The following is a 12,067-nucleotide window of genomic DNA, read 5'->3' as shown; positions in this document are numbered from 1 at the left end:
TCAATTCCCCACATACTTCACCCCAAACTCCAAACTATGGCTTGCACCGCTTTTTACCGCAGGGACCGAACCCTGAATTGCACCGCTTTGCCCCACTGCTGGTGCTACAATTGAGCCTGCATCACAATCTGCACATACAGGTGCTTTGCTCATCACCATGGCTTCTGGCGTCGTATCATAAAAAGTAAATTTGCCAATATCAGACGCACCCATATTTTTAACGGTGAGCTGATAAATCACACACTGTCCCGAACCATCAGTATTTTTAGTAATCGGCAAAACATTCGTGGTGAATGCCCCCTCTTCCTGGCCATCACAATTATTATCTTTGGCCTGCAATTTGGTTAAACGCATAGGTGAAGTCGTAATTGTGGTGATATCCGTTGCACTATCGAGCTCAGTGACACCATCTTTTAAGCGAATAACAGAGGTATTGGTTACCCCAACTGTGCCATAAGATGAATTTTCAACTTTGGCAAAAATGCGAATCGGCTTTTTCTCTGTCAGCATAGAAGTAGGCACAACAGATAAATTCGTTATCAACACATCGCTAGCATCCAACACACCATTATCATTGCCATCAAAATATAGCGTTGTAATAAAACCTTGCTGGTCATTTTCAACGGTTAAGCTATCTGTTGGCTTTAATGTTTGATCGCCCCATTGCTTTAAAATATGGCTATAGGTAATGGTGCCACCAGGTGCAATTTGCCCACGCAAGTCAGGATCTAAACTAATCGTACCTGAGCTGTTTTTTGAGCGAATACTAATCGCGTTGTGAATCGTGTCGTAGCCATTTTGCGCATTAGGAGAAGGCAACTCTGAAGAAGTAGCTCTAAAATAAATCTGTGTTGTTGCTGTTTCTGCTGTGATATCAATACTCACAACAGCACAATAAACTTGCGACTCGCCATTTTGCAAAAGGCGTGTAGACGATATTTCTTTACCTAAAGCGCTACAGTTATTTGTTGTTTCAAAATAACGCACACCCGTTACACCCACGGGTAATTTTAAAGTGGTAAATACGCCGTCATCATCTGCACTGAACTGATAGGCTGTTGCTAGACCGCTATGCGTAACTTTGAGCGGGAAAATGACTGTTTGACCATTTTCACCCGTCAAGGTTTTCCATGCTGCACCATTATTTGATACTGCCCCATTGCCCAAACCATTATTGGTTGTTTCAGGCTGGTTAATTAAATCAACAGTTCGAGACACTATGCTTTGGATTAATTTTACTTGGTCAATTACAGTATCTGTTTTGTTTAAATCACCAATCGACTGCGCCTTTGGATGGACCGCAAATACAGTATTACTGTTGTCTATGTAATCTTTGGGGAAAATCGCTTTAACAACAATCGGTAAACTCGCGCCTGCGGCCAGATAGCCTGTATCAACAACCCCATCGCCATTAGTATCAAACAGTGGAGTTATACCATCTTCACGGTAAAACTCGAGTACAGTTCCTGCTGGAAAATTATGTGTTCCCAAAGTCAAATTAAAGCGGTCAGTGGCATTGCCTGTATTCCACACCCAGTTATTAAACAGCACTGTTGTACCTGTAGCGACTGATCCTTTATTGTCAATATCATTAGCATTTGAAGCCGAACCAGCATCAGCATTAATAATCACACCATGCACGGGTAAAATTTCCAAATAAGCAGTATTGGATTGTGTCGTTAATTTAGCTGTATCTGTATCTTTATCATGATCATAGTTAAGGTGAGCAACGTTAGGAATTTGCCCTGGTGTAGGCTTTACAACCTTTACTTTAAACTCTATATACCCCTGAGCATTCGCAGGAACTTTGGTGATTGTTGCACGAATGGTTTTATTATCCGTATCTAGATAATAATTAATACCCGCTGGATCATCACCAACCACGTTCGATGGATTAAGTGCAAGGCCATTCCAAACTTCTGATCCTTTCACATAAGTCAATTCAGCTGTATTTAACACATCCGTGATGTCTACTTCACCACTTTCAGTACCATTATTAAAATAAGTGAGACGAACGATTGCTTCATCATTTGCAACGACGGTGCTTTTATTAAATGCTTTACGAATCGTCATTACAGCTTTATCTGAAATAGTGACTGTATCGGTATTGCTAATCGCCCCAGCTGTACCCAATTGATTTGATGTTGCTGTAAGCCTTAAAGATCCTGTCGCATTTGCTACAGCTGTACCCAGTAATGCTTTTACAATCAATGCAATGGATTCTCCAGCATTGAGCGCATAATTGGTGATGGGCTGATCATTATCTGGTATGCCATCACGATTTTTATCCAGGTAAACCGCATAACCAGGTTGGGATATAGGCCCTGAAATATTATCTATACTTAAGTTATAACTGTCCTTCGCATTACTCGTATTGGTCAGCACATGGTTAAAATAAATTGGCTGATTGGCTACGCCGTAAACATTATTATTATTCACCAATGTAAAACTGTACGCTGGAATAATCGTGGTTTGCACCAAGTTTGAACGCGAAGTTTGAACTAGTGTTGAACCTTCTTCCTTATATTCACCTGTGGCCATATTACTAATGACCATTGACGTTTCAGCCATTACTCCAGTAGATACAGTTAAACCCAACAATCCAGAGATTGCCCAACGTAGGCTTCGAACCATTATTTTTTCTTTAAACATTTCTGAAAGCCTTTACTCTTATGGGTTCACACGAATCATGAAATACATATTCGCCATTTGACCAGATGACAAACTTGCAATGGTCCCTGTAATACTATCTGCAGTTGAAGCGTTAACACCTGCAGGTACTAAAAATGGTGTGCCCACTAATGTGGTATAAGCAGGAACAGCGTCCTGAAACTGCACATTCGTGACAATAGACGAGCCTCTATTTTCAACTTCTAACTTATAAATGACACATTCATTCGGTTTGATAATCAGAGGCTGTGCACTAAAGCTCAGTGATGTGACATTGGCTGGATCAAATGTCATCGTGCAAGTCGGTGCTTTAACTTGATATTTCAGCAGTTGCATCGCAGATGTTGATACAGTAGTCACATCCGTATTTTTAAGATTTTCCAATTTAATATTGGCAAAAGTTCCTGCCTCAACAATAAGATCTGCAACACTCACAACCCCATGAGTTGATGTGACTGGTGCTTGAACCTTGAGTAATATTTGAATATCTCGATCAGGTGCAATACCTAATCCAGCACTAAGTGAATTTAAATCTGTATTTGCATCAATAAATTTATCAGAGGGATCAATTTTTCCATCTTTATTCACATCGTAATAAAGACTGTAAATAAAGTTGTCATCCGGTTTCTGCGGATTCACTTTTAGTTTTACAACTGAGCCTTGGTCAGCGCCCTCTGTGATTGTCCCTGTATTTTTTAAAGTATGAACATAAACAATCGTACCACCAACACTCACCTGACCTTGCTGATCGTTACTTAAAATCAGCTGACGTGCAGTACTACTCGAAATTTCATTTTTAATGACGTCGGCCTGTTGATTTACAGGCGATTGAATGGCAAACCAGATGGGTTTCACAAAATTCTGTTGAGAAGCATCAACCTGAATAACCGCACAATAGGCCTTTGTGGCCCCTGCTGCCATCGTTCCAGTATTGGTAATTTGTTTGCCCAAATTTGAACACGTGGCATCCCCCTCATAAAACTTCACAGTAAAACCAGAGGCAGTAACAACTGAAATATTTTGTACATCCATAGCTGAGAAAGAGGCAAATAAATTGTAGTTATTGCTTTGAGTTGACTTGTTTTCGGCAATTAATGGAAATACAACTTTGCCATCCAAAACTGACTTTTTCAGCCATGCATTACCATTGTTGTCAATTTTGCCAACATCTTTACCTGTGTTATCTGAGTTATACAGATCACTTTCTGAAGATGAGGCCACTAATTTAGTAATGACATTGCGCGTAGGGTTAGAGATATCACTTGAAAGTACAGACGTAGCGACCACATCTATGACGATATTACTCTTTTCAGTATTGCAGCTCGTAGATGCCAATACAGCAACACGAATCTCTTTAACAGCAGAACTAGCCAAAGAACCTGTATCAACGATACCATCACCATTGGTATCGGTCAGCAGGGTTTTACCATCTTTATGATACAGGCGGACTTGGGCACATTCAGGTAAATTTGCCGTGCTATAACTCAGATTATAAACATCGGTAATATTTCCCTTATTCCAAACATAGTTTTGGAAAAAAACTTGTTTACCAGGTTTTAACTCATTAATGGTCGACAAGTTGTCTGGATCCACATTTGGATTACCAGCATCACTATTGCTGTTAGGGTTATTGTTGAGTACAACCCCCAAAGATGGCAACAGCGTATAGTGGACCGTATTCGAATCTTGGTTATAAGGTACTTTAGATTTCTCACCTACATAAGTATATTTTGCAGTATTCGGAATCTTATTTTTATCTGTATTTTTTACACGAACTTGAAAACTCAATGTGCCTGAGGTCAATGGTGGAACTGACTGAATTTCAGCTTTTATAGTTTTCTGATCAGAAAGTAATTGATAGCTGATGCCCTTATTAATTTCATTTTCGGTATCATTACTATCTGTCAGCGCAATGGAATTCTGATTCCAATGAGCACTTTTCTCCACATACTCTAAGGAATCATCCAGTAAATCTGTAATCGTTAATTTAGCGGTATCTGTACCGTTATTTCGATAGGTTAAGGTATAGGTGATAAGCTCTTGTTCATTACCTTGACTTTTATCTTGAGCCTTTACCACTGAAATTACAGCATCATCAACTACTGCAACCGTGTCATTGACACGTGCATCAATCGTATTCGTTGTTTGGCTTGTTGCTTTTAACTCAAAAATACTTTTTTGATTGGCAAGCACAGAGCTCGGTACAGTTCCAACAGCGACAATCGAAAGTGACTCCCCTGCCTTCAAATCAATCGATGAATTTGGTAACAGTAAATCCACATTATCATCTGGAACACCATTTTGATCACGGTCGGCATAAACCTTAATAGAAGCTAAATCAAACTCATCACTCACAGAATGAGTCAAACTTAAGGCATAGCGATCAGAAGTATTACCTGTGTTGGTCAAAACATGTGGAAAATTTACCAATCCACCAATCGTGCTTTGTTGTTGCTGATTTTGCACCAATGTCAGTGCCAATATTTTTTGAACTTCGAGCGAAACAGGGTTTGAATTGACGACTAAGGTACTGCCCGTTTCATCAACATAATCACCAGATGCAATATTAGAAATATAACTACCAGGTAAAGGAAAGGCATATAAACTACTCGAAAACAATAGAGTCATTGATGCAAGAAGTCTGTTCTTTTTTATATTATTCAAAATATCGCCCGCCACCCAATGCACATAAAAAAACAAAACATAATATTAGTTCACATATTTATACATTATTCCATAAAAATCAGTATATTTTCTATACTGTAGATTACATTATTTATTTTTTTTCAAATCTATTCAAATAAATAAACTTAACACAACACTCTAATATTAGATTTAATAACATCAAATTTTAAAAATTCTTAACTCTATTTATATAATTATTATTCAACCAATAGACTTCTTTCATAAGTCATTTTTCACTCAGTTCCATATTATAGATTCCCGCAATTAAATTGAATCTTAAGCCCAATCTTTTGCCACGGTTACGATATCGCTCAGCAAGGATTTTGAAGGTTTTCAAACAGCCAAATACATGCTCAATCCCTATTCTTCTTTTATTAATTTCCTGATTGTAAATTTTGAGTTCAGGATCAAGTTTACAGCGCTTCTTTGCTTTTAATGGCAACAAGCTGTTTGGATACACTGTATAAATTCCTTGATAACCCTTATCAGCAAGGATAAAGGCACCTGTAGGAATCTGATTCAAGTTGCGTTTGAAGAGTTCGAAGTCATGTACGGCACCACGACTCGTGCATAAACTTAGGATTTTTCGAGTTTGATAATGAATGATGGCCTGCACTTTGAAAGTATGTGCCTTCTTTTTGCCACTATAGCTTTTCTTCTGTTTTTTTAGGCCTTTGTATTGGAATTTCTGTGGCATCTACAATCACCGCATTCCAGTCAATGCCTTCACCTTCGGGCAAATGCTTCGGTAGATTGAATAGATTGGACTTGATCAGGCAATCTCTACATGGCGGACAATTCTTGAAGCAGTGGGCTCTGACACGCCATAACTAGTTGCCACATGAAATAATGTTCGGTATTCACGCCAATAACTTAAGCATAGAAGAATCTGATCCTCTATGCTCAATTTAGAGGGTCTGCCTTTCGCAGGAATATGCTTCTGTAATTGCTCAACCATTAAATAAAATGTTGACCATGAGATGCCTGTGTATCGCTTAAACTGTGTTTCAGAAAGCTTCTTTGAATCGATATATTTCATACGCAGATTATGCTCGATTATTTAAGATTCTTTGGTACAAATAATCGGCAAAAGAAAGATCTTTTTTTGATTTATGAAAGAGATCTAATAACTACTCATAATTTTTATCAAAAAATAAAATATTTAAAAAAAAAACCAGACTTTTAGTCTGGTTTTTTTAAATTTTTAAAATAAAAGAATGAGTAGTCTCAATCTTCCTCATCTGGATGTTTCACAAGATGAACAGTCGCCAAAACTAACCCACCCCAAAGTAATACCATAGAAATAATCATCATAATCATTGCAGATGTATTCATATCATTTCTCCTCAACTACTTTATCTTTGAAACAGGCCAATACAATCGCACCAAGAATTAAGAATGCCATCGTACCGCCACCTACAATCCATAAAATATGCGATGCATAACCACCATAGCCTTCAAGCATAATCGACTTAAAAGTCAACACAAGTGCAACTAATAAAGATAATGGTGTAATCACGGTAACAAGGAAATTCCAACCTTTACCTAATTTAATACTTGAGTATTCATTCACATGTGCTTGTAATTGTTGCAACAATGGACGACGGAACCAAGAAACCAAAATAATAGACAATAAACCACCACCAACAATACCAATGTTATTGGCAAAGTAATCAATGATATCTACAAATGTAATTGCGCTATGAGTCGAGAAAATAAGCGTAGATACAACTGCTGAACCACCAGCAATAATCGTTACAGACTTCTTACGCGACCAAGCCAATTTATCTTGAAAAGAAGCAATCGGCACTTCCAAAATACTTACCATGGAAGTAATACCAGCAACAACCAATGACGCAAAGAACAAGAAACCAAATAGATCGCCGCCAGCACCCATACTTGAAATAATTTTAGGGAAAGCAATAAATGCTAGACCAATACCGCCAGATACAACATCTTGTACACTTGCCCCAGCACTATGTGCCATAAAGCCAAGCGCTGCAAATACACCAATACCTGCTAAAATTTCAAATGAAGAATTCGCTAAAGCTACAACGACACCAGATCCAGTTAAATTAGTCTTCTTCTTTAAATACGATGCATAGGTCAGCATGATGCCGAAGCCCACTGACAACGAAAAGAAAATATGACCAAAGGCAGCTAACCAAACTTTATAATTGGTCATTGCATCCCAATTTGGCGTAAAGAAAGCATTTAAACCCTCTGTTGCACCAGGCAAACGTACAGCTTGAATCACTAAAATGGTAAATAAAATCACTAATAACGGCATAAAGATTTTATTTGCTAATTCAACGCCACGACGCACACCGCCATATAGGATGAACATCACTACAGCCCAAACAGCAACCAAACCAAAGAATAAGGTCGGTACAAAACCTAAAGCTAAGCCTTCGCCATTTTGTAAATATGTCGAAAAGAAAAAGGCTTGCGTATCAGCTCCCCATTTTTGCCCAAATGAATAGAACATATAACTGCCAGCCCATGACAGTACACTGGCATAATAAATACCAATCACCAATGTCACCATGACTTGCCACCAGCCTAGAGACTCAGCGTTCATAAGTTTCTTATAAGCCGTTGGTGGCGCTTTACGAAATTTATGGCCTACCGCATAGTCCAAGAATAATAATGGTAAACCTGCAGCAAAAATTGCAATTAAATAAGGAACTAAAAATGCCCCGCCACCATTTTCATACGCTACGTATGGAAAACGCCAAATATTACCTAAACCTACTGCAGAACCAATAGCTGCAATAATAAACCCTGATCGTGCAGACCAATTCTCACGATTATCCGACATACAACACCTAAACCTTAGGCCCTTTTACATGCAACTTATTGTGGTTATATCGTTAACATCAAAAGACCATAAAACTAATTTTTGTTGTTTGATTCAGATACACACCTTTTGAGCATGCTCGTCTAAATGACAAACAGACCAATTTATAGAAAAAACTTGGTTAAAATTTTGAAAATAAATCGTCTTTATATGCCTTTAACAATACCCACTTTTTTCAAAAAATTCTGTAATTTCTACACAAAACATTCTACTTTTATAATATATTGCGACTGAATGATCACTAAAACAGCTCAATTTTTAAACATTTTATTTTATAAATACTATAACTTTTTAGAATACTAAATCTTTAAAAATAACACGTCTACCGAATGATTCATGTCAACAAGCTTAAAACTGTACTTGATTTTAAATCATTATCTTTATTTTCAATTTATAAACATTCATTTACTGAGTTTTCATCAACTTACAAACCTGTAAATGAACAATCTATGCATATATTTCAATATTTCACACATAAAAAAACACCCCCTGCACTAGTCAGGGGGTGTTTCGAATAATGAGCTGGCGATGACTTACTCTCACATGGGTAACCCCACACTACCATCAGCGCTAAGAGGTTTCACTTCTGAGTTCGGGAAGGGATCAGGTGGTTCACTCTTGCTATTGTCGCCAGCACAACTTGGATGCTTACTCGTTTGGTCTTACTTGGATGCCGAACTTTCGTCAAATGAGTTATTAACAGATCATATCTGAGTCGAATTGTATGTTCTAGCGTTAGCTGAATCAAGTATTTCAAGACCGTTTGGTCTTTAATGAATCAATCTCTGCTCACTGCTTGCGCAGTTCGTACAACAACTGTTTGGGTGTTGTATAGTCAAGCCTCACGAGCAATTAGTATTGGTCAGCTTCATGCGTCACCGCACTTCCACATCCAACCTATCAACGTCGTAGTCTTCAACGGCTCTTTAGAGGAATAAATTCCTAGGGAAATCTTATCTTGAGGTAGGCTTCCCGCTTAGATGCTTTCAGCGGTTATCCCTTCCGAACATAGCTACCCGGCGATGCGACTGGCGTCACAACCGGTACACCAGAGGTTCGTCCACTCTGGTCCTCTCGTACTAGGAGCAGATCCTCTCAAATTTCCAGCGCCCACGGTAGATAGGGACCGAACTGTCTCACGACGTTCTAAACCCAGCTCGCGTACCTCTTTAAATGGCGAACAGCCATACCCTTGGGACCTGCTTCAGCCCCAGGATGAGATGAGCCGACATCGAGGTGCCAAACACCGCCGTCGATATGAACTCTTGGGCGGTATCAGCCTGTTATCCCCAGAGTACCTTTTATCCGTTGAGCGATGGCCCTTCCATACAGAACCACCGGATCACTAAGACCTACTTTCGTACCTGCTCGACTTGTGGGTCTCGCAGTTAAGCGCGCTTTTGCCTTTATACTCTACGCGTGATTTCCGACCACGCTGAGCGCACCTTCGTACTCCTCCGTTACTCTTTAGGAGGAGACCGCCCCAGTCAAACTACCCACCAGACATGGTCCTCGCTCCAGATAATGGAGCAGAGTTAGAACCTCAATATTACCAGGGTGGTATTTCAAGATTGGCTCCACAGCAACTAGCGTCGCTGCTTCAAAGCCTCCCACCTATCCTACACAAGTAAGATCAAAGTTCAATGTCAAGCTGCAGTAAAGGTTCACGGGGTCTTTCCGTCTAGCCGCGGGTACACCGCATCTTCACGGCGATTTCGATTTCACTGAGCCTCTGCTGGAGACAGCGCCCCCATCATTATGCCATTCGTGCAGGTCGGAACTTACCCGACAAGGAATTTCGCTACCTTAGGACCGTTATAGTTACGGCCGCCGTTTACTGGGGCTTCGATCAAGAGCTTCGCTTACGCTAACCCCATCAATTAACCTTCCAGCACCGGGCAGGCATCACACCCTATACGTCCACTTTCGTGTTTGCAGAGTGCTATGTTTTTAATAAACAGTTGCAGGGGCCTGGTTTCTGTGGCTGCCGATAGCTCAGGAAGCAAGTTCCATCACCGTCAGCAGCGTACCTTCTCCCGAAGTTACGGTACCATTTTGCCTAGTTCCTTCAGCAGAGTTCTCTCAAGCGCTTTGGTCTACTCGACCTGACCACCTGTGTCGGTTTCGGGTACGATTCCTGTGTAACTGAAGCTTAGAGACTTTTCCTGGAAGCATAGTATCAGCCACTTCACTGTACAAGTACAGCTTGCTATCAGATCTCAGCATAGAGTACCCCGGATTTGCCTAAGATACATGCCTACATCCTTTCACCTGGACAACCAACGCCAGGCTGACTTAACTTACTCCGTCCTCTCATCGCATTACACAGAAGTATTGGAATATTAACCAATTTCCCATCGACTACGCCTCTCGGCCTCGCCTTAGGGGTCGACTCACCCAGCCCCGATTAACGTTGGACTGGAACCCTTGGTCTTTCAGCGAACGGGTTTTTCACCCGTTTTGTCGTTACTCACGTCAGCATTCGCACTTCTGATACCTCCAGCAGACTTCTCAATCCACCTTCATCGGCTTACAGAACGCTCCCCTACCACTTGCAATAAATTGCAAATCCGCAGCTTCGGCATATAGTTTTAGCCCCGTTACATCTTCCGCGCAGGCCGACTCGACTAGTGAGCTATTACGCTTTCTTTAAAGGGTGGCTGCTTCTAAGCCAACCTCCTAGCTGTCTATGCCTTCCCACATCGTTTCCCACTTAACTATAATTTAGGGGCCTTAGCTGGCGGTCTGGATTGTTTTCCTCTTGACTACGGACGTTAGCACCCGCAGTCTGTCTCCCGGATAGTACTCATTGGTATTCGGAGTTTGCATCGGTTTGGTAAGTCGGGATGACCCCCTAGCCGAAACAGTGCTCTACCCCCAATGGTATTCGTCCGAGGCGCTACCTAAATAGCTTTCGGGGAGAACCAGCTATCACCAAGTTTGATTAGCCTTTCACCCCTATCCACAAGTCATCCCCTGGCTTTTCAACGACAGTGGGTTCGGTCCTCCAGTTAGTGTTACCCAACCTTCAACCTGCTCATGGATAGATCACCTGGTTTCGGGTCTACACCCAGCAACTAAACGCCCTATTAAGACTCGGTTTCCCTACGGCTCCCCTATACGGTTAACCTTGCTACTGAATGTAAGTCGCTGACCCATTATACAAAAGGTACGCAGTCACCGAACAAGTCGGCTCCCACTGCTTGTATGCATGCGGTTTCAGGATCTATTTCACTCCCCTCACAGGGGTTCTTTTCGCCTTTCCCTCACGGTACTGGTTCACTATCGGTCAGTCAGGAGTATTTAGCCTTGGAGGATGGTCCCCCCATATTCAGACAAGGTTTCACGTGCCTCGCCCTACTCGACATCATCATATAAGCCCTTTCGTGTACAGGACTATCACCCACTATGGTTGCACTTCCCAGAGCATTCCACTAGAACTTATATGACTTAATGGGCTGTTCCCCGTTCGCTCGCCGCTACTGAGGGAATCTCAATTGATTTCTTTTCCTAAGGGTACTGAGATGTTTCACTTCCCCTCGTTTGCCTCGCAACACTATGTATTCATGTTGCGATACCTACCTTACGATAGGTGGGTTTCCCCATTCAGAAATCTCCGGATCATAGGATATTTGCCGCCTCCCCGAAGCTTATCGCAGGCTATTACGTCTTTCATCGCCTCTGACTGCCAAGGCATCCACCACATGCACTTAATTACTTGACTATACAACCCCAAACAGTCGTTTATCCTTACAAGTAGGATAAGCAACAGAGTTTGTCTTACGACTTACTCATACAGTTGGCGTCTTGTGCATTTAAGCACTGTACAGCTTCAATTAGATTCATATACCA

At 40.9% G+C, this 12,067-nt stretch carries 6 protein-coding genes and 2 rRNA genes; all 8 read right to left on the bottom strand.

Features of this window, described 5'->3' with window-relative positions:
- Nucleotides 1–2,634: a COG1470 family protein gene (locus tag C9E88_RS00150; RefSeq protein ID WP_137287905.1), complete on the bottom strand. Its 2,634-nt coding sequence runs from the start codon at nt 2,632–2,634 to the stop codon at nt 1–3.
- A gap of 36 nt (nt 2,635–2,670) precedes the next feature.
- The gene (locus C9E88_RS00145) at nt 2,671–5,298 is read right to left on the bottom strand and encodes a DUF11 domain-containing protein (protein WP_106986440.1); all 2,628 of its coding nucleotides are present in this window, start codon (nt 5,296–5,298) and stop codon (nt 2,671–2,673) included.
- A gap of 283 nt (nt 5,299–5,581) precedes the next feature.
- Entirely contained in the window at nt 5,582–6,052 is a 471-nt protein-coding gene (locus C9E88_RS00140; protein ID WP_106986778.1) for a transposase family protein, read from the bottom strand.
- A gap of 75 nt (nt 6,053–6,127) precedes the next feature.
- Nucleotides 6,128–6,313, bottom strand: coding sequence for a helix-turn-helix domain-containing protein (locus C9E88_RS17950; RefSeq protein WP_227865905.1), 186 nt, complete (start codon nt 6,311–6,313; stop codon nt 6,128–6,130).
- Between the two features lie 269 nt (nt 6,314–6,582).
- On the bottom strand, nt 6,583–6,690 hold the full coding sequence (locus C9E88_RS00130; protein ID WP_106986769.1) for a methionine/alanine import family NSS transporter small subunit: 108 nt from the start codon (nt 6,688–6,690) through the stop codon (nt 6,583–6,585).
- A 1-nt stretch (nt 6,691) separates the two neighbouring features.
- Nucleotides 6,692–8,176, bottom strand: a complete 1,485-nt coding sequence (locus C9E88_RS00125) for a sodium-dependent transporter (RefSeq protein WP_106986768.1) — start codon at nt 8,174–8,176, stop codon at nt 6,692–6,694.
- A gap of 559 nt (nt 8,177–8,735) precedes the next feature.
- Nucleotides 8,736–8,850, bottom strand: a 5S ribosomal RNA gene (gene rrf, locus C9E88_RS00120).
- A gap of 196 nt (nt 8,851–9,046) precedes the next feature.
- Nucleotides 9,047–11,939 (bottom strand): 23S ribosomal RNA (locus tag C9E88_RS00115).
- Nucleotides 11,940–12,067 lie beyond the last annotated feature (128 nt).

Origin of the sequence: Acinetobacter cumulans, from assembly GCF_003024525.3 — a bacterium.
In the GTDB taxonomy this organism is placed as follows: domain Bacteria; phylum Pseudomonadota; class Gammaproteobacteria; order Pseudomonadales; family Moraxellaceae; genus Acinetobacter; species Acinetobacter cumulans.
The sequence above is the reverse complement of the archived record's forward strand: the minus strand, read 5'-3'. Positions and strand labels throughout refer to the sequence as shown.

Excerpts from the sequence above, each read along its gene's own strand:
- C9E88_RS00150 (WP_137287905.1), bottom strand. The coding sequence starts at position 2,634 with ATGGTTCGAAGCCTACGTTGGGCAATCTCTGGATTGTTGGGTTTAACT.
- C9E88_RS00125 (WP_106986768.1), bottom strand. The coding sequence starts at position 8,176 with ATGTCGGATAATCGTGAGAATTGGTCTGCACGATCAGGGTTTATTATT.
- C9E88_RS00145 (WP_106986440.1), bottom strand. The coding sequence starts at position 5,298 with ATGACTCTATTGTTTTCGAGTAGTTTATATGCCTTTCCTTTACCTGGT.
- C9E88_RS00130 (WP_106986769.1), bottom strand. The coding sequence starts at position 6,690 with ATGAATACATCTGCAATGATTATGATGATTATTTCTATGGTATTACTT.
- C9E88_RS00140 (WP_106986778.1), bottom strand. The coding sequence starts at position 6,052 with ATGCCACAGAAATTCCAATACAAAGGCCTAAAAAAACAGAAGAAAAGC.
- C9E88_RS17950 (WP_227865905.1), bottom strand. The coding sequence starts at position 6,313 with ATGGTTGAGCAATTACAGAAGCATATTCCTGCGAAAGGCAGACCCTCT.